The following is a 19480-nucleotide window of genomic DNA, read 5'->3' as shown; positions in this document are numbered from 1 at the left end:
CACGTGCTCATCCCAAAAACAGACTTGGTCTCAATGTATTAGTCGCATCGGAAGACGTTCTTGCGGATCGTGCCATGGACGCCCCAATTGGCGTCGACCACCTGGGTGACGCCGAAATCCGCCGCGACCGACAGCAGCGAGATCGCCTCGTCCTCGCTGAGACGGTGCACCGTCATCAGGAAACGGCGGAGTTTTCGGAACGCGTCGCGCATCGCACGGTCGAGGCTGGAGTGATTGGCAATCTCGGTTTGTGCATCGGCGCCGAGCGTGGCGAGATAGTTCGGATAGGTGAAGCCGTAGAAGGACCAGGCCTGGTCGGTCTCGAGCATCGGGTGGTCGAGGCCTTCGAGGCTGGTGCCGGCAAGGTCGGCCTTCTTATGCAGGATAAATTCGAAATCGCCGGTCAGCGAGGTCTCGATCGCGGTGCCGCCGAGCTCGCTGTCACCTTGCGCAGCGTGAGGATCGCCGACCGAGAAATAGGCGCCGGGGACGGCGACCGGATAGAACATCCGCGCGCCCTTGCCGATGCGCCAGTCGTCGATGTTGCCGCCGGTATAGCCGGGCGGAATCGAGCTGACGAAATCGGCTTCCGACGGCGCAAGGCCCATCGTGCCGAAATGCAGCCGCGCCGGCACCTTGACGCTGGACAGAATGTTCTCGCGCTTCCTGATGGTGGCGTGATCGACGCGGACGCCGGGATAGTCGATGGTCGGATGCACGATGCCGTCGGGATCAGTCTGCGGCGTCCAGACATAGTTGTAGAGCGCCTTCGCGTAGGGCTCGCCCGCGGTATCGAGTTCGAAGATGGTGATGACCTCGCGCGGCTTCGGCTCCTCGATCAGGTCGTGATAGTGAAAGCCCCAGTTCGCAGCGACGTTGGAGCCGAAGCAGCGGCCGGCATGGCACGCGCTGCAACTCGGCCGCGGCCGGACATCGAGGATGCGTACCTCCAGAATGTCGCCGGGCTCGGCACCTTCGATCGCGACCGGACCGGTGAGCAGATGCACGCCGATTCCCTCGCCCGCACCGCGGATGAACGGGCCTTCCGTCGGACCTGAGCCGCGGCGCGCGACGGCCTTGTACTCGCGCGTCCACTGGAACACGCTCTCGGCGCCCGGATCGCCCTGGATCATTCGCTCGTAATCGTCATTGGCGTGATGGGTCAGCGTCTCGATCGTGGCGCGATCTCCGGAGCGCAGCGTCAGGGCCGGCGCCACTGTCTTGGAAAAATAACCCCAGTGGACGGTCTTCGGCGAAACCGACAACGTGACATGCTTCATGAGGTAGCCTCTTCAGGGAACGCGGTCTTGGAGTGTCGTGACGATGGTCATCGCACCGTCTCCGGGGTCTTGTCGGCTTCCATCACGCTGAGGAATCGTGCCGTCAGCGGATGGTGGGGATTGGTGAGCACATCGTGCGCGGGCCCCTCCTCGATGATCGCGCCGCCGCTCAGGAAGGCGACGCGATCGGCGACCTCGTCTGCGAAGCGGATCTGGTGCGTCGAGATGATCATGGTGAGGCCGTCGTCGATGGCCAGGCGCCGGATCACCTCCAGCACCTCGTTGACCAGCTCCGGATCGAGTGCCGAGGTCGGCTCGTCCAGCAGCAGCACGCTCGGGTTCGGCGCCAGCGCACGGGCAATGGCAACGCGCTGCTGCTGGCCGCCGGAAAGATGCCGCGGCAGCGCATGGGCGCGATGCGAAAGCCCGACACGATCGAGCAGCTCGGCGGCGCGGCGATCGGCATCGATGCGGGTCATGCCATGAACCCAGCGCAAGGGGCCGGCGATGTTCTCCTTGGCCGAAAGATGCGCGAACAGATTGAACTGCTGGAACACCATGCCGACGCCGACACTGGCGCGCTCATTGGCGATCGCCCGCGGCGACAACGGCTTGCCGTTCTCGCCGAAGCCGAGGCGCCGGCCGCCGACGCGCACGGTGCCGGCATCCCAGTTTTCGAGGTGATTGATGCAGCGAAGCAGCGTGCTCTTTCCGGAGCCGCTCGGGCCGAGCAGCGCGACCACCTCGCCGATGCGCACCGTGAGGTCGAGGCCATCGAGCACCGTCTGTGACCCGTAGCTCTTGGTCAGGTCCTTCACTTCGACCGCGATATTGTTGCGCGCGATCGTCGCGGCGCGGCGGGCCCGCTCCTCGCGGGTCAGGGCCAGCGGCGGCGTGACCGCGAGCTCTGCCGGCGCGGGCTCGGGATCGGCGGCGGTCGCATCGGCCAGTTCGAGCTTGGCAGCCAGATCGACGCGGCGCCAGGGCAGATAATCGGCGAGCCTACGCTCGCGGCGCGTGGTGCGGTCGAGATCGAGCCACCATTCGACGAAGAGCTGGATGACGCTGATGGCCGTGGTTAGAACGAGATAGAGCAGACCCGAGGCGAAAAAGATCGAGAAGAAATCGAAGGTCGAGGACGCCAGCTGCGTCGAGCGCAAGGTCAGCTCCTGCACCGCGACGACGGAGGCGAGCGAGGAATTCTTCAGCGCACTCACCGCCTCGTTGCCGAAGGCCGGGATCATGGTGCGGATGGCCTGCGGCGCGATGATCCTGCGCATCAGCACCGACGGCGTCATGCCCAGCGCCTGTCCGGCCGTCAGTTGTCCGCGGTCGACGCCGAGCACGCCGGCGCGCAGCATCTCCGCGATGAACGGCGCTTCGTTGCAGGCCAGTGCGAGTCCGGCCGCCAGCACCGCCGGCAGCTTGATGCCGATATGCGGCAACGCGTCGTAGGCGAACACCATCTGCAGGATCAGCGGGGTGCCGCGGAAGATCACGGTGTAGGCCCTGGCGATCGCCGCCAGGAGCCAGAAGCGGGAGAGCTGCATGCCGGCGAGGATCAATCCGAGGATCAATCCACCGCCGAGCCCGAGGGCAGTCACCTCGAGGGTGAGCTCGATGCCCGCGAGCAGATACGGCATGCTCAGGTAGTGGAGGAACAGCGACATCAGTCGGCCGTGAGAATTTCCGGCTCCATGAAATTGTTCACATCGAGCCCGTGCTTCTTCAGAAGCTCCATATGGGTTCCGGCCTTCTGCACTTCGATCAACGCGGCGAGCACGGCGTCGCGGAATTTCGGCTTGTTCTTGGGCACGGCGATGCCGACGGAATACGGGATCGTCACGGCGATCGCCTTCTCCAGCTTGTCCGGATAGGCCTTGACGGCACTGTCGACGGTGTTGACGTCGTTGATGTAGGTGTCGGCGCGGCCGGCGAGGATCGCCTGGATGCAGTTGGCGTTGTTGTCGTAGAGCTGGATGGTCGGCTCGGGCTTGCCGGCCTTCTTGCATTCCGGGATCAGCGCCTGGATCAAGGGCACCTCGACATAGCCGGTGTTTTCGGCCGCAGCGGCGCCACACAGCGACAAGTTGATGCCGTTGATGCCCTTCGGATTGCCCTTGGCGACGAGGACGCCGTCGAACACCTTCGAGTAGGTGATGAAGTCGGCGGCCTTGGCACGCTCCTTGGTGGCGTAGATGTCGGAGATCACGATGTCGGCTTGCCCCGCGGCGAGCGTGGTCAGGAGCGCCGCGAACGTCACCGCCTTGTAGGTCAGCTTGAAACCGAGGCATTCGCCGATGGCTTCGCCGAGATCGATGTCGAAGCCGATATACTTGCTGGGATCCTTGGTATCGATGGTCTCATAGCCCGGCGTATGCGGATTGATGGCGTTGACCAGCGTCTTGCCCTTCCAGTCCGGATATTTTTCCTGGAGCGCGGCGCAGGCGGCGGGCGCTGCGGCCTGCGCGCTCAGCGGTGCTGCAACAAGGAGTCCAAAAGCTGCGGCGGCGCCGAGCATGAGCTTGCGCGGTGGCAATGATGCGCGCACCAATCCCCGCCGCGCCTGCGGCAAAACCCGTCTCTCCATCTCCAGCTCCTTCGCGTTGTCATGGCGCCTGCCATGTTCCAGGTCGAACGCGAAGCTAGGTGGGATCCCGCTCGAAAAGCTTGTCCGCGGGCGTACAAAAAATTGGATCGAGCAGGCCCGCGGTTTGGGCAAGGCGCTGCACAAAAACTGGTCGCATGCCAGGGCGACGCGATTTGAGCTTCCCAGTTCGTGCGCGACGATAGGTGTTGCTCGGTGCAGCGGCGATGCCGCAACTGACCGCCCTTCAACAACCTATCCGCAGCATATCCACAGGGCGGGTGCTGGGAATTGGGGCGTCCGCATAGCCACTTGCTGCGCAACAATCCACAGGCGGGCTCACCCGCCGGCCTGGTCGAACACGCTGCGGCAAGCCTCGCTCAGGCTGGAGCGGTTACGGCGCAGGCAGGCCGTGATGGCGCGGACATTGGGAATCTCGCCGGCGCAGAGCCGGTAGACGTCGGGGGTGCAGGCCCGGCGCTGTTCCGCCGTCCCTTGCGCGTGGGCAGCGGAGGCGAACAGCGTCAGGAACAGCCCGACCGTGGACGCGCCGCGCGCCCGGCTCTTCACACCCGCAAACCGCAAGAACCTCGCCTTCATGACCAGTCTCCTGTCGCCCTGCCGCCTCCCGGCCTTTCCTGGCCGGTATCCTGCGAACGGGTAGGAGAAAAAAATCGCGCAGGATGTGATTTCCTTCACACTGCGCGCGCCGGAGCGGAACGTAGATTTCCGCCGGGACTTTAAGAAATCGCTAACCAATCAAACCTCGATCGCCGGATCGTTAAAATGCGAACGATCGGCTCAATCGGGTGACAAACCGGCTTTGCGACATTGCGCCATCCGCGTTCTGCGAGGGTGCGATGAGAAGCGAAGCCGAATTCAACTTGCTGCTGGATGCTGTCCGGGACGCCATGGTCATTGAAGATTTCGCTCTCGCGCCGGAGGAGGAATTCGTGCCGCGCTCGTGGAGCTTCGACGCGACACCCAAAGCCGCCAATGACAATGAGGGCGCCTGGCCGCTCCTGCCGTTCCCCGAGGACTGGTACGCGGCCTGCTGAGAGCCGCGTTCAGCGTGAACCGGACCGCCCGCCTCGCGGGCGCTTTGCCATGGCGTTGGCGCCGGAAATCCGACCCGGGCAACGATCAGGTCTTGACGGGATCCTCGCCATCCTGCGGCGCCCGGTCGGGCGTGGCCGATGGAAAGACGCTGTCATAGATCGCGCGGGCCTCGCGGATGAGGCGGGCCCGCTCCAACTCGGATTTCGGGACAAATCGGACGATGTCGCCCATTGTGGGCTCCAGTGCTCGGGTGACGAGATGCATCACTTCGCAGATGCGAACTCTATGCCAGCGGCTTGAATCGGGGGTTTCCACGAGACACCGGGCGAACCCGGTGATCACGCCGGCAAGCTCCTAAGCGGAGCGCCGCGCGCAGGATCGGACGAACCAATCCGAAATCAAATTACAATGGAAGATCAGAGGGTTGTTATGGAGGCCACGACCAGAATTGAACTGGTGTACACGGTTTTGCAGACCGTTGCGTAACCACTCCGCCACGTGGCCCCGTAAGGCCGGACCAATATAGGGGATCAATGGCTTAGGCAACTGCCTTCATCCGGCTTAGCCGCGTTTGCGCCGTCGGAAGTCGCGCCGCCCCTTCGGTGCAGGCTTGGGCGCCAGTTCCGGCATCTCGGCCTGGACCTCGCGGTAGCGGGTCAACAATCGTTCGAAGCTCGCACGCAGCGTGTCGGCGATGTCGGGACGCCGCTCGAGGCCCGCGAGGATCGTTGCCGCGGCCTCGATGGTCGAGAGCCCGTCCTTGCGCGGCTCCTTGCGCAGGCGCCCATAGCGCGAGGGATGCGCCGGGTTGAGGATCACGCGCTGGCACTTGAGCATCCAGGGATTGCGCCACCACAGCGCCTTGGCCTGGCTCCACGTGCCGTCGAGCAACACGATTCCCTCGAGCTTGCTGAGGATCGCGCGCTGGTTCTCCGCGATCCCCCCCTTGCGGTCGAGCGCGACGATCTCGCCTTCCGCCTCGAGATCGGCGGCGCGAGCCGAGCCGAGATAGAGCACGGCCCAGCGCGCGGCGTTCTCGACCGGCCGACCCAGCGCCTTGGACAGGCTCGGCCAGGACAGGCCGACCCGCAACGTCGCGTCGGCGAAATGCCGCGCAAGCAGACGCGCGGTGCCGAGCGCCCTGTCCTGCTCCTGCGGATGTTGCAGGATCAGCAGCGCCAGCCGATTTTCAATCGGCGTGACGCTGTCGCAGATGCACAGCGGCATCGGCTTCTGGCAATGCGGGCATTCGGGGATCGGCTCGGCGATGGCCGTATCTGGTGGGTTCGACATGGGCGCCGCTATACGCTCCATGCGGGGCTTCAACAACCTATTCCGCAGGCGCAGGCAGCGGGCGCGGTGCGGACCGTCGCCGCAGGCGGTCGATCAGCAGGTAGATCACGGGCGTGGTGTAGAGCGTCAGGATCTGCGAGACGAACAGGCCGCCGATAATGGTGATGCCGAGCGGACGACGCAGCTCCGTGCCGGGGCCGGTCGCCACCACGAGCGGGATGCCGGCAAACAGCGCCGCCATGGTCGTCATCACGATCGGGCGGAAGCGCGCCTGGCAGGCCTCGAAGATCGCCTCCGCCGACGACAGGCCGCGCTGGCGTTCGGCGTCGAGCGCGAAATCCACCATCATGATGCCGTTCTTCTTGACGATGCCGATCAGGAGGATGATGCCGACGAAGGCGATCACCGTGAGCGGCGTGTTGGTGAGCTGCAAGGCGAGGAGTGCGCCGAGCCCGGCCGAGGGCAGCGTCGAGATGATCGTGAGCGGATGGGCGAGGCTCTCGTAGAGCACCCCGAGCACGATGTACATCGCCACCAGCGCGCCGAGGATCAGAAGCGGCTGGCGGCTGCTGGTCTTGGCGAAGTCGCCGGCATTGCCGTCGAAGCTGCCGCGGATGCCTTCGGGCATGTGCAGCTCTTCCACCGCGCGCTGGATGCTCTGCGTCGCCGTCTGGAGCTGCACGTCCGGCAGCAGGTTGAACGACACCGTGGTCGAGGGGAACGACTGCGAGTGATAGACCGCGAGCGCGGCGAGGCTGCGCGTGGCGTGCACCACGGCCGACAGCGGCACCTGCGCGTCGCCCGCGCCGGCGACGTAGATGCGATCGAGGTTGGAGGGATCGACCTGGAATTTCGGATCGATCTCCAGCACGGTCATGTACTGGTTGCGCTGGGTGTAGATGATCGAGATTTGCCGCTGCGAGAAGGCGTTGTTCAGTGCGTTGTCGATGTCCTGAACCCTGACGCCGAGCGCTGAGGCCTTCTGGCGATCGATCGCGAGCGTGAGCTGAAGGCCGCCGGGGTCGCGGTCGCTGGAGATGTCGGTGATGCCCTCGACACTCTCCATGCGCTTGGCCACGATCGGCGCCCACTTCTGCAGCAGACCGAGGTCGGTGCTGGTCAGCGTGTACTGGTAGTCGGAATCGCTCCGCCGCCCGCCGGCACGGACATCCTGGGCGGCGAACATGAAGAGGCGGATGCCGGGCACCGGGTACAGCGCGCGCCTCAGGCGGTCGATCACGGCCTCCGTCGAGACGTGGCCGCGCTCCTCAGGCGGCTTCAGGCTGATGTACATGATGCCACGGTTCGAGGTCGCTCCCCCGGGCCCGCCTCCCGCACCGACCGTCGAGCCGACGCCGGCCACGGCCGGATCCTTCATCACGATGTCGGCGAGCCGCTGCTGGAGACCGAGCATCGACTGAAACGAGATGTCGGCGGAGGCGCGCGTCGCCCCGATGACGAAGCCGGAATCGTCGGTCGGGAAATAGCCCTTGGGCACCTTGATGTAGAGCGTCACGGTGAGGCCGATGGTGGCGAAGAACACCAGCAGCGTCGCCAGCGGGTAGTCCAGCACGGTGCGCAGGGTCCGGGCATAGAAGGCGACGATGCGCGACAGCGAGCCCTCGATGATGCGGTCGAACAGGGTCGCGGTGCCGGACGGGGTCTGCCGGATGTAATGGGCGCAGATCATCGGCGTCACCGTGAGCGAGACCAGCGTCGAGACCAGGATGGCGAAGGTCAGCGTCAGCGAGAACTCGCGCAAGAGGCGGCCGACGATGCCGTCCATGAAGATCAGCGGCGTGAACGCTGCGATCAGCGACAGGCTGATCGAGACCACCGTGAAGCCGATCTGCCTCGCGCCCTCCTGCGCCGCCCGGAACGGGGTCATGCCGTGCTCGAGATTGCGATACATGTTCTCGATCATGACGATGGCGTCGTCGACCACGAAGCCGACGGAGATCGCGAGCGCCATCAGCGACAGATTGTCGATCGAGAAGCCCGCGATCCACATGCCGGCGCAGGTGCCGGCCAGCGCCAGCGGCACCGAGATGCCGGCGGCGATCGTCGGCGTCAGCCGCCGCAGGAACACGAACACCACGACCATCACCAGGATCGCGGTGGCCAGCAATGTCCATTGCATGTCGAGCACGCTGGCGCGGATGGTGCCGGTGCGATCGACCAGGGTCGAAATCTCGACACCGGCCGGAATCCATTGCTTCAGCTGCGGGACCAGCGCCTTCACCCGGTCGACGGTGTCGATGACGTTGGCATCGCCCTGCTTGGTGATCTGGATCAGCACCGCCGGCTGCTTGTTGAACCATGCGATGGAGCGGGCGTTGCGGACGGAATCCTCGATGTCGGCGACGTCGGAGAGCCGCACGAAGTTGCCGTTGGCGCTCTTGATGACGATGTCGCGGAATTCCTTGGCGGTTCGCATCTGCCGGTTGAGCGCCAGCGTCTCGCTCTGGCGTTCGCCGTTGAAGATGCCGACGGGACCGAGCGGGTTGGCGTTGACGATCGCGGTGCGCACGTCGTCGGTGGCGATGCCGGCGTTCGACAGCGCGACGGGGTTGAGCTGGACCCGCACGGCCGGCTGGTCGGCGCCGGACACGCTGACATCGCCGACGCCCGGGACCTGCGAGATGCGCTGCGCCAGGACCGTGTCGGCGACGTCGTAAATTGCGCTGGGGGACAGCGTCGTCGAGGTCAGCGCCAGCACGAAGACGGGCGCGCCGGCCGTATTGGCCTTGCGGAAGCGCGGCAGCGTCGGCAGGTCGCTGGGCAGGTCGACCATCGAGGCGTTGATCGCCGCCTGCACGTCGCGGGCGGCCTTGTCGATGCTGCGGCCGATGTCGAACTGGAGCTGGATGGTGGTGGTGCCGAGCGTCGAGGTCGAGGTGATCTGGTTGATGCCGGCGATCTCACCCAGCCGCCGCTCCAACGGAGAAGCCACCGTCGCCGCCATCACGGACGGGTCGGCTCCCGGCCGGCTGGCCGAGACGAAGATGGCGGGGAAGTCGACGTTCGGAACCGAGGCGACGGGAAGGAAATGGTAGGCGACCACACCCAGCAGGAACAGCCCGATCGACAGCAGCGTGGTCCCGACCGGGCGGCGGATGAAGGGCTCCGAGATCGATGCCATCACTGCATCCCCTCGGTCGCCCCCGCGACCGGCGGGCCGCCGGATTCGGCCGGCGGCAGCACCTGCTCGAGGCGGCGGTTGATGCGGTCGAGCGCCAGGTAGATCACGGGCGTCGTGTAAAGCGTCAGCAGCTGGCTCAGCAGCAGGCCGCCGATGATGGAGACGCCGAGCGGGAAGCGCAGCTCGGCGCCAGTGCCGCTCTCGATCGCCAGCGGCAGCGCGCCGAACAGCGCCGCCAGCGTCGTCATCATGATCGGGCGGAAGCGCAACAGGCAGGCCTGCACGATCGCCTCGTTCGGCGACATGCCCTGCCCGCGCTCGGCATCGAGCGCGAAGTCGATCATCATGATCGCGTTCTTCTTGACGATGCCCATCAGGAGAATGATGCCGATCAGGCCGATCACCGACAGGTCCTGCCCGCAAAGCACCAGCGCCAGGATCGCGCCGACGCCGGCCGAGGGCAGCGTCGACAGGATCGTGATCGGGTGGATGTAGCTCTCGTAGAGCACTCCCAGCACGATGTAGATCGTGATCACGGCGGCGAGCAGCAGCCAGGGCTGGCCGGCGAGCGCCTTGGCGAATTCGGCGGCATCCCCGGCATAGACGCCGACGATGCTGTTGGGCATGCCGATCCGCGTCTCGATCGTCTTCACGGCCTCGACCGCGTCGCCGAGAGCTGCGCCCGGCGCGAGGTTGAAGCTGAGCGACACCGACGGGAACTGGGCCTGGTGCGAGATCGCGAGCGGCGCGGTGGTGCGCTTCAGCGTCGCCACGGCCGACAGCGGCACCTGCGCGCTCGGCGCCCCGGCGGTGGCGCTGGCGGCGCCCGGCAGATAGAGCTTCGACAGGATCGAGGGATCACGCTGGTACATCGGCAGCGCCTCCAGCACCACGCGGTACTGATTGGCCTGCCCGTAGATGGTCGAGATCTGCCGCTGCGCGAACGCATCGTTCAGCGTGTCGGTGATGGCCTGGAGGCTGACGCCGAGCTGGCCGGCGCGGGTGCGATCGACGTCGAGCTGCGCCCGCAGGCCGCCCTCCTGCGCCTCGGAAGAGACGTCGCGGAACAAGGGATCGCGCCGCATCTCCGTCACCAGCTTGCGCGCCCATTCCGACACCAGCGCCGCATCGGTGCCGGTCAGCGTGTACTGGTATTGCGAGCGGCTCGACTGGGTCGATATCTGAACGTCCTGCACCGGCTGGAAGTACACGGTCATGCCGGGGATACCAGAAACCCGCTGCTTCAGCCGGGTGATGACGGCCGCGACATCGTCACGCCGCTCGCCACGCGGCCTCAGGCTCATGACGAGCCGGCCGACATTGGTGGTCGGATTGACCGAGCCCGCCCCGATCACCGAGACCACGCCGACCACGTCGGGATCCGCCCTGATGGCGTCGGCCGCCTCGGCCTGCCGCTTCTGCATCTCGGCGAACGACACGTCGGGTCCGGCCTCCGTCACCGCCGTGATCGCGGCGGTATCCTGCAGCGGCAGGAAGCCCTTCGGCGCGACGACGTAGAGGACCAGGGTCGCGATCAGCGTGGCGAAGGTCACGATCAGCGTGGCACGCTGGCGTTCCAGCACCCAAAGCAGCGTCCAATGGTAGAATTCGACGGTGCGGTCGATGAAGCGGCTGATCGCGGCCAATCCCGGCACCGCCAGCTCCTCATGGGCGTGCTTGAGCAGGCGCGAGCACATCATCGGCGTCAGCGTCAGCGAGACCACGGCCGAGGTCACCACCGCGATCGTCAAGGTCAGCGCGAATTCGCGGAACATGCGTCCGACGAGGCCCGACATGAACAGCAGCGGGATGAACACCGCGATCAGCGACACCGTCAGCGAGATCACGGTGAAGCCGATCTCGCTGGCGCCCTTCAGCGACGCCTCCATCGCGCCGTCGCCGTTCTCCATGTGGCGCACGATGTTCTCGATCATGACGATGGCGTCGTCGACGACGAAGCCGGTGCCGATCGTGAGCGCCATCAGCGACAGATTGTCGAGGCTGAACCCGGCGAAATACATGATGCCGAAGCTCGTGATCAGCGACAGCGGCAGCGCGACGCCTGCGATCAATGTTGCGCGCAGCGAACGCAGGAACAGCAGCACCACCAGGGTCACCAGCACGACGGCAAGGACCAGCGTGAACTGCACGTCGCGCACCGAGGCGCGGATGGTGACGGTGCGATCGGACACGATGGTGAGGTTCACCCCGGCCGGAATCGCGCGCTGCACCTTGGGGATTTCGGCGCGGATCTGGCTGACGACGTCGATCACGTTGGCGCCGGGCTGGCGCTGGATGTCGATGATGACGGCCGGCGTGCCCTGGTACCAGCCGCCGGTGCGGTCGTTCTCGAGGCCGTCGACGATCTGCGCGACGTCGGCGATGGTGACCGGCGAGCCGTTGCGATAAGCGATGATGACGGGCTTGTAAGCGTCAGCCGCGGCGATCTGGTCGTTGGCCGCAATAATGTAGGATTGCTGCGCGCCGTCGAGCGAGCCTTTCGGCCCCGAGACATTGGCACTGGCGATCGCGGTGCGCAGATCCTCCATGGCGATGCCGTAGGCGGCGAGCCGCGCCAGATCGGCCTGGATGCGCACGGCCGGTTTCAGCCCGCCGAGCACCGAGACTCGTCCGACGCCGGAAATCTGGCTCAGCCGCTGAGCCAGAATGGTGTCGGCGATGTCGCTCATCGCCCGCAGCGAGATCGTGTCCGAGCGCAGCGCCAGCGTCATGACGGGCGCGTCCGCCGGGTTCACCTTGGCATAGGTCGGCGGATAAGGCAGCGTCTTCGGCAGCACGCCCGCCGCGGCGTTGATCGCCGCCTGCACGTCCTGGGTCGCGCCATCGATGTCGCGGTTGAGATCGAACTGCAGAGAGATCTGGCTGACGCCGAACGAGCTGGTCGAGTTCATCGCCGACAGCGACGGGATCTGGCCGAGCTGCCGCTCCAGCGGCGCCGTGATCAGCGAGGCGATCACGTCCGGGCTCGCGCCCGGCAGCTGCGTCGTCACCTGCACGGTCGGGAAATCGACCTGCGGCAGCGCCGAGACCGGCAGCGCGAAATAGCCCAGCAGTCCGCCGATCATGAGCGCGATGCCGAGCAGCGAGGTCGCGATCGGCCGGCGGATGAAAGGTTCGGAGACACCCATGGGATCTGCCTGCCGCGTCAGGCGGCTGTTGTCGGGATCATGGCTGCTTGGCTCCACTTCCCGCTGCCCCCGGGCCCGGAGCCGGCCCGGTCTGTCCCTTCTGGTCGCCTTCGCTGCTCTTGCGCTTAGCCCGGAACTCGCCGTCCTTGCCTTGCACGTCCTTCTGACCGTCCTTCTGGCCTTCCTTGGCGCCATCCTTCTTCTGGGCCTCAGGCCCGCGCGAGCGCTTGCGCGGGGCGAGATCGGCCGACGGGGTCTGGTCGTCGCGGCCGACGATCACCTTGGAGCCGTCGGACAGGTTGGCAAAGCCGGTGGTCACCACGCGATCGTTCGGCGACAGGCCGGTGGCGATAACGGCATCGTGCTCGTTCTGCTGCGTCACCGTCACTGGCTTGGCCGAGGCCACATTGTCCTCGCCGATGACATAGCTGAACGTCCCGATCGGGCCGCGCTGCACGGCCGATGTCGGCACCACCAGTGCCTGCGTCAAGGTCTCGACCTTGAGGCGGACATTGACGAACTGGCCCGGCCAGAGCTGGTAATTGGAGTTGGGAAATTCCGCCTTGAGCTTGAGCGTGCCGGTGGTCTGGTCGACCTGATTGTCGATGCCGGTCAGCTTGCCGGTGTCGATCACGGTGGTGCCGTCATTGCCGAACACGTCGACCGTGAGCGTGCCTTTCGCGGCGGCCGCATTGACGCGCATGATCTGTTGCTGCGGCAGGCTGAACCACACCGCGATCGGCTGCAATTGCGCAATTACCACCAGACCCGTGGTGTCGGAGGCATGGATGATGTTGCCCTGGTCGACCTGGCGCAGGCCGGCACGGCCGGAGATCGGGGCCACGATCTTGGTGTAGCTGAGCGTTGCCGCCGCATTGTCGATCGCGGCCTGGTCGGCCTTGACCAGCGCCTCGGTCTGCGCGACCAGCGCGCGCTGGGTGTCGGCCTGCTGCTTGGAGCCGGCATTGGAGGCGGCGAGCTGCTCGTATCGGGTCAGGTCGATGCGCTGGTTGGCGAGCTGGGCCTCATCCTGCGCCTTCTTGGCGACGGCTTGGTCGTACTGCGCCTGGTAGATCGCCGGATCGATCTCGCCGAGCACGTCGCCCTTCTTGACGTCCTGGCCTTCGGTGAAGTTCACCGCGATCAGCTTGCCGTCGACCTGCGAGCGCACCGTCACGGTGTTGAGCGCGCGGATCGCGCCGACGCCGTCGAGATAGACCGGAACGTCCTGCACCCTCGGGGTCGCCGCCAGCACGGGCACCGGCAGATCAGGGCGTTGATTGCGGTTGTTGGCTTGCTGCTGATGCATCGCGATCCAGCCGAGATAACCGAGCCCTCCGAGGATCGCCAGCGTGATCAGGGTCACTACGAAACCGCGACCGCGCGATTTCCTCGCCGTCCCCTCCTCTACGCCTGGCTTGCCGTCCGGCTTAAAGAGCATTGACCGGTTTCTCCATCCTCGGCTCCCAGCCGCCGCCGAGCGCCTGGTACAGGCTGACGATGGCGAGGAGCCGCGCGAGTTGGGCCTGCCACAGCGCGTCTTCCGCCTGGAACAGGGTCAGTTGGGTGTTGAGCACGGTCACGATGTCGGCGGTACCAGCGCGCAATTGCTGCTCGGAGAGATCGAAGGCACGGCGCGAGGCGGCAACGACATCGCGCTGCAATTGCAGCCGGATCGTGGTCTGCTTGATCGAGAACAGCGCGTTGTCGACGTCCGCAAAGGCCTGCACGATGGTCTTGCGGTAGGTCTGGAGCAGCTCGTCCTGCCGTGCCTTGGCGAGCTCGAAATTGCCGAGAATCCTGCCGCCATCGAAGATCGGCTGCGTGGCGCTGCCGACGAGCTGGAAGAACGCCGCATGCGGCTGGAACAGCGAGACCAAAGCCGCGCTCTGATAACCGCCATTGCCGGTGAGCTGGATGGTCGGAAAGAACTGGGCGCGGGCATTGCCGATGTTGGCGGTCGCGGAGGCGAGCTGCGCCTCCTGGCGGCGGATGTCAGGCCGCTGTGTCAGAAGCTCCGACGGCAGGCCGGGCGTCACGCGCGGGATCGCGATCCGGTCGAGCGAGCCGCCATGCACGCGCACGCTCTCGGGCGGGCGCGAGACCAGCACGGCGAGCGCGTTGACGTTCTGGTCCAGCGTCTGGCGCAGCGGCGGCACCAGGGCCTTCTGGTTGGCGAGCACGCTCTCCTGCTGGGCGACATCGAGATCCGTGCCGGTGCCGGCCCTGCGCCGCTCTCTGACCGCATCGAGGATGCGCTGCGCGCTCGCGATGTTGCGCTGGGAGGTGCGGATGCGGTCCTGCGAGGCCAGCACCTGGAAATAGGCGTTGGCGACGGCAGCGAGCGTCGTCAGCGCGACGGTGTCGCGATCGAAGCGGTTGGCGTTGGCGGTTTCCTCCGCGGTCTGCAGCGCAGCCCGGTTCTGGCCCCAGAAGTCGAGCTGATAGCTGGCGCTGAGCGAAGCCGAATAGTTGACGACTTCGCGGCCGCCGATGGAGAGGCCCGAGGAGCTTGCACCCGAGGTGCGCGAATAGGTTTCCGATCCGCCGGTCGATAAGCTCGGCAGCAGCGCCGCGCCCGCCTGCCGTGCCTGGGCGTCAGCCTGGACGATGCGGGAAACGGCGGCGGCGATGTCGAGATTGACGGTCTGCGCCTCTTCCATCAGCTGCGTCAGCTCCGCAGAGCGGAAGCCGCGCCACCAATCCAATGACGGCGGCGCATCGCCCTTGCCGGCGTATTTGTACTGCGTGGGAACGTCGAGGGCGGGATCGGGAAGGTCCTGGGTCAGCACGCACGCGCCCGAGGTGGCGGCGAGGCACACCACCGCAAGCCAGCGCGCCGCGCGCAGCGTCCGGGCCGCTGAACCTTCGGACCGCCGCATGGCGATCCCCGGAACACCCTGTGTCACATCCACCCCCCGCCGGGCAGATCAAGCCGCCGCACAACCGGATTAACCGATTCGCGGCGGGACGATCGCGGGGCCTTGGACAACTCGTTCACAGCGGTGATGCTTTCTGCGGAACCTCGAGACGATACTAGCCGGGCGCTGAACTTGGGGACAGGGCCGCAGTCGCGGGACGGTCCTGCCGACGCGCCTGAAACGAATCGATGAAAATGCCAAAGGTGCTTGTCTGGCAGCGACTTCTCTTATTCTGAAAACACCGGTAGGCGCGATCAAGCTTACCAAGATTTCATGTGATATTGCTGCCACACCTGCGTTCGCAGCGCTCCACCCAGCCACAAGAGCCTTCTGCGGCTCGCATCAAGCCGCTCTCTCGTCGGCGCCATCTCACAAAGCCGTCAACGGCGCTCAATGCCGGACCGTCCGGGCGTTGGAAAGAAGCGTTCGCGGATCGACGTCGGACGACGGTCATCTTCCATCCTCCGGCAATGTTCGGACATTTCCTCCTCCTGATATCCCGCCTCGCGGCCGCGCACATTGCCGCGCGAGAATATTGCAGTCGGGACAGGCGTTTCGACGGGTTTCGCCGCAACGCAAAAGCCTTCCCCTTTGGCCCCCCAAGCACTAGCTTCTGGCCAACCAGATCAACCCCTCTTGGTGGCGATTTTCCTGACATGAGCATTCGAAACGACGTTGTCGAAGCCATCGGCAACACCCCGCTGATCAAGCTGAAGCGCGCCTCGGAACTGACCGGCTGCACCATTCTGGGCAAGGCCGAATTCATGAATCCCGGCCAGTCGGTCAAGGACCGCGCCGGCAAATGGATGATCTTGGAGGCCGAGAAGCGCGGCGAGCTCAAGCCCGGTGGTCTCGTGGTGGAAGCGACCGCCGGCAATACCGGCATCGGGCTTGCCGTCGTCGCCAGCGCGCGCGGCTATCGCACCCTGATCGTGATCCCGGAGACGCAGAGCCAGGAGAAGAAGGACTTCCTGAAGCTGTGCGGCGCCGAGCTGATCGAGGTGCCCGCCCTGCCCTATGCCAACCCCAACAATTATCAACACGTCGGCCGGCGGCTCGCGGATGAGTTGCGCAAGACCGAGCCGAACGGCGTCCTGTTCGCAGACCAGTGGAACAATCTCGACAACGCCAAGGCGCATTATGAATCGACTGGACCCGAGATCTGGGAGCAGACCGGCGGCAAGGTCGACGGCTTCGTCTGCTCGGTCGGCAGCGGCGGCACGCTGTCCGGCGTCAGCCGTTATCTGAAAGAGAAGAGCAAGACCATCCGCATCGCCTGCGCCGATCCGCACGGCGCGGGCATGTACGAATATTTCAGGACCGGCGAGGCCAAGGCGACGTCGGGCGGCTCGATCACCGAAGGCATCGGCCTCAACCGGGCGACCGCGATCGTCGAGACCGCGAAGGTGGATGATGCCTATCTCGTTCCCGACGCCGAAGCCGTCACGGCGATCTACGAATTGCTCCAGCACGAAGGCCTGTGCCTTGGCGGCTCGACCGGCATCAACGTCGTCGGGGCGATGCGCCTCGCCAAACAGCTTGGGCCGGGCAAGACGATCGTGACCGTGCTGTGCGATTCCGGCAGCCGGTATCAGTCGAAACTGTTCAACGCCGATTTCATGCGCGCCAAGAACCTGCCCGTGCCCGAGTGGCTGGAGAAGCGCAGCAACATCAAGCCGCCGTTCGTGTGACCGTTGCGCGCCCCCGTTGAGCCGGGGAGCGCGTCACGAGCTCTGCGCAGGGTGTCCGGCGGCTACGCGGGCTCGCCGCGTTCCGAGGCCGCGGCGCAATAATCGCGCCAGAACTGGCGGTATCCGTCCTCGACCCTGCGGGTGTAGACCTCGACATTGCCCGCGGCCGAGGCTGCGATCCTCGCCGGCAAGTCCGCTCGCAGCTTCGCCAGTTGCTCGGGCTGCGAGGCAAACTTGCAAGCGATCGCGGCATAGCCCTCGTCGTCCTCCGCAACCCAGTCATCGAGGCCGACAGCCGAAACGATGGAACCGCCGGCGCGCGAGGACGCGCCGTGGCCGAGCTTGGCCACGACCGGAACGCCCGCATAGAGGGATTCCCAGGTGCTAACGCCACCGTTTTGCGGGAATGGATCGAGCGAGATATCGACCTGCGCAAAGGCGCGCAGATGCTCGGCACGATCGGACGAGCCGAGGCAGGTGATGGCTTCTTCCGCAATTCCCTGCGCCACAAATCGCGCAAGGAGGCCGTCGCGCACCAGCCGATCGTCAAGCAGCGTGTGCTTGATGATGATCTTCGACCCAGCCAGCTCGCGCATCACTTTCGACCATACGCGGATGGCCTCGTCCGAGATCTTGTTGACGCGGTTGAACACCCCGAAGGTGACGTAGCCGTTGCGGAGCATGGGAAGCTGGGAAGGCGGCACATCCAGGATCGGATCGATCGTGATCAGGCACGGCAGATCAAAGACCTTTTCGGTCAGCAGGTGCCGGGCCGATTGCGGAATAAAGACCGGGTCCGCAAGCACGTAGTCCATGGCCTGAAGGCCCGTACCGGTCGCGTGTCCGAAGCCAGTGACCTGGATGGGAGCCGGCTTGCGGGCGAACACCTGGAGCCTGTTGCCCGACGAATGTCCGGACACGTCGATGAGGATGTCGACCTTGTCGGCCTGAATGCGATCCGCCAGCTGATCGTCGAACATCTGCCAGGCGTCGACCCAGACGTCGGCGGCCGACCTGAATTGGGCCGTCACCTCATCGCGGGTCGGCGAACACGAATAACAGACGATCTCGAAGTTCGCATGGTCGTGATGGCGCAGCACGGGCAATAGCCCGAACGCCGCCGAGTGGTACCAGAATTCGGAAGAGACATAGCCAATCACGATCCGCCTGTCGGGGTCGAGCTGCCGGGGCGCGAGCTTCCTTTGCGGCACTCTGGCCCCGATTGCTTCCCCCCAGGACTTGCGCGCCGCCTGCTGGACCGTGAAATCAGCGTCCGGGAGAAAGTCCAGAAAGTAGATCTTCCGCGCCATCAAATCCGGGTCCGGCGCGATCGCCAGCGCCCTGTCGAGATGTTCGATCGCGGATGCGATTTCTCCCTGGTTTGCAAAACAGGAGCTCAGCAACGCCAATGCGATCGTGGAGTGCGGATTCTGCTCGAGCAAGGTCGTGCAGGCCACGATCGCCTGTGCGGTGTTTCCGATGCTGAGCGAGGCTTCTGCCTTTCCGCGCAAGGCCACTTCAAACCGCGGCGAAAGTGCAAGTGCCGCATCGAAATCCGCAGCGGCCTGTTCCGGCCGCGACAGTGCCGCGTTAAGTCGCCCGCGTTGCGCCAGAATCTTCGCCGAATCCGGCTTGATCGCGAGCGCCGCTGCGAGCGCCGCTTCCGCCTCGTCGTAGCGCCTGAGCTCGATACTGACCATGCCTTTGCCGATCAGCGCCTCGACGTGGCGCGGCTGAAACAACAGCGCGCGATCAAAGCTCTCCCGGGCGCGGTCAAACCGAAACAGCGCCAGCTCCGCGACGCCACGATTGCAGAGCGCGTCGGCATAGTCGGGCTTCAGCTTGATCGCGCGCTCGTACGCTTCGATGGCCCGCTCGGGCAGGCTCATCTGAAGCAGGGTGTTGCCGAGGCCGGCCAGCGCCGGCGGAAAATTCGGCTTCAGCGCGATCGCCTTCTCCAGACATGCGCGCGCGGCCTCAAATTTCTGGAGGGCGAGATACACGGAGCCGAGATTGTTCTGCGCCTCGTGCGAACGCGGCTCGATCGCGACCGCGCGCTCGAGCAATTGTTGCGCCTCATCGAGACGCCCGAGCTGTTGCACGCTCAGGCCGAGGACATGCATGGCGTCGAAATGATCCGGAACGGCCTGCACGATCTGGCGGCAGAGTGCCTCGCTCTCGGCATACCTGCTCTGGCCATAGGCGCTCGCCGCGGCAGAGATGATCGCATCGGCCTGCTTCTTCAACTTCTTCTGCAACCGCGCATTCTGGAATGCGCGCGCGCCGGCGCTGCTCTGCAAGGTGTTTCTCCGGAAAAGGGCCCGAGGTGAGTCTAACTGATTCGTACGGCCAGTCGGC

Annotated in this window: 14 protein-coding genes and 1 tRNA gene; 3 read left to right on the top strand and 12 right to left on the bottom strand. The window is 65.6% G+C overall.

Features of this window, described 5'->3' with window-relative positions; genetic code table 11:
- Positions 1-38: 38 nt before the first annotated feature.
- The 4 genes from DCM79_RS09895 to DCM79_RS09880 all read right to left on the bottom strand — a co-directional run bounded on the left by DCM79_RS09895 (position 39) and on the right by DCM79_RS09880 (position 4467).
- Entirely contained in the window at positions 39-1280 is a 1242-nt protein-coding gene (locus DCM79_RS09895) for an acetamidase/formamidase family protein (RefSeq protein WP_257179669.1), read from the bottom strand.
- A gap of 47 nt (positions 1281-1327) precedes the next feature.
- Positions 1328-2950, bottom strand: a complete 1623-nt coding sequence (locus tag DCM79_RS09890) for an amino acid ABC transporter permease/ATP-binding protein (RefSeq protein WP_257179668.1) — start codon at positions 2948-2950, stop codon at positions 1328-1330.
- Positions 2950-3870 (bottom strand): ABC transporter substrate-binding protein, encoded by a 921-nt coding sequence (locus DCM79_RS09885; RefSeq protein ID WP_257179667.1) that lies wholly within the window; start codon positions 3868-3870, stop codon positions 2950-2952. Before DCM79_RS09885 ends, DCM79_RS09890 begins: the two co-directional genes overlap by 1 nt.
- A gap of 336 nt (positions 3871-4206) precedes the next feature.
- Positions 4207-4467, bottom strand: coding sequence for a hypothetical protein (locus DCM79_RS09880; protein ID WP_257179666.1), 261 nt, complete (start codon positions 4465-4467; stop codon positions 4207-4209).
- Positions 4468-4727: 260 nt separating this feature from the next.
- Between DCM79_RS09880 and DCM79_RS09875 the strand changes: the two genes are divergently transcribed.
- Positions 4728-4925, top strand: a complete 198-nt coding sequence (locus DCM79_RS09875; RefSeq protein ID WP_028136522.1) for a hypothetical protein — start codon at positions 4728-4730, stop codon at positions 4923-4925.
- Positions 4926-5010: 85 nt separating this feature from the next.
- Here the strand turns inward: DCM79_RS09875 and DCM79_RS09870 are convergent, their stop codons facing one another.
- The 7 genes from DCM79_RS09870 to DCM79_RS09840 form a co-directional block, all read right to left on the bottom strand.
- Positions 5011-5157, bottom strand: a complete 147-nt coding sequence (locus tag DCM79_RS09870; protein WP_257179665.1) for a hypothetical protein — start codon at positions 5155-5157, stop codon at positions 5011-5013.
- Positions 5158-5356: 199 nt separating this feature from the next.
- Positions 5357-5430: transfer RNA gene (locus DCM79_RS09865), tRNA-Cys, on the bottom strand.
- Positions 5431-5487: 57 nt separating this feature from the next.
- Positions 5488-6219 carry a tRNA-uridine aminocarboxypropyltransferase gene (locus DCM79_RS09860; RefSeq protein ID WP_257179664.1) on the bottom strand — a complete coding sequence of 244 codons (732 nt, stop codon included), beginning with the start codon at positions 6217-6219 and terminating at the stop codon, positions 5488-5490.
- A 37-nt stretch (positions 6220-6256) separates the two neighbouring features.
- Entirely contained in the window at positions 6257-9361 is a 3105-nt protein-coding gene (locus DCM79_RS09855; protein ID WP_257179663.1) for an efflux RND transporter permease subunit, read from the bottom strand.
- Positions 9361-12510, bottom strand: coding sequence for an efflux RND transporter permease subunit (locus DCM79_RS09850; RefSeq protein WP_257179662.1), 3150 nt, complete (start codon positions 12508-12510; stop codon positions 9361-9363). The genes DCM79_RS09855 and DCM79_RS09850 overlap by 1 nt, the downstream gene beginning before the upstream one ends.
- Before the next feature lie 37 nt (positions 12511-12547).
- The gene (locus DCM79_RS09845; protein WP_257179661.1) at positions 12548-13951 is read right to left on the bottom strand and encodes an efflux RND transporter periplasmic adaptor subunit; all 1404 of its coding nucleotides are present in this window, start codon (positions 13949-13951) and stop codon (positions 12548-12550) included.
- Positions 13941-15392 (bottom strand): efflux transporter outer membrane subunit, encoded by a 1452-nt coding sequence (locus DCM79_RS09840; RefSeq protein ID WP_257179660.1) that lies wholly within the window; start codon positions 15390-15392, stop codon positions 13941-13943. The genes DCM79_RS09845 and DCM79_RS09840 overlap by 11 nt, the downstream gene beginning before the upstream one ends.
- Before the next feature lie 695 nt (positions 15393-16087).
- On the opposite strand from DCM79_RS09840, the gene DCM79_RS09835 reads away from it, so the two are divergent.
- Positions 16088-17122, top strand: a complete 1035-nt coding sequence (locus DCM79_RS09835; RefSeq protein ID WP_257179659.1) for a cysteine synthase A — start codon at positions 16088-16090, stop codon at positions 17120-17122.
- Positions 17123-17184: 62 nt separating this feature from the next.
- Here the strand turns inward: DCM79_RS09835 and DCM79_RS09830 are convergent, their stop codons facing one another.
- Positions 17185-19275: a tetratricopeptide repeat protein gene (locus DCM79_RS09830; RefSeq protein WP_337993292.1), complete on the bottom strand. Its 2091-nt coding sequence runs from the start codon at positions 19273-19275 to the stop codon at positions 17185-17187.
- Between DCM79_RS09830 and DCM79_RS09825 the strand changes: the two genes are divergently transcribed.
- Positions 19192-19452 carry a hypothetical protein gene (locus DCM79_RS09825; RefSeq protein ID WP_257180945.1) on the top strand — a complete coding sequence of 87 codons (261 nt, stop codon included), beginning with the start codon at positions 19192-19194 and terminating at the stop codon, positions 19450-19452. The two genes, DCM79_RS09830 and DCM79_RS09825, sit on opposite strands and share 84 nt — an antisense overlap.
- Positions 19453-19480 lie beyond the last annotated feature (28 nt).

Source organism: Bradyrhizobium sp. WBOS07 (assembly GCF_024585165.1).
Taxonomy (GTDB): domain Bacteria; phylum Pseudomonadota; class Alphaproteobacteria; order Rhizobiales; family Xanthobacteraceae; genus Bradyrhizobium; species Bradyrhizobium japonicum_B.
This window is presented reverse-complemented; position numbering and strand designations above follow the sequence as displayed.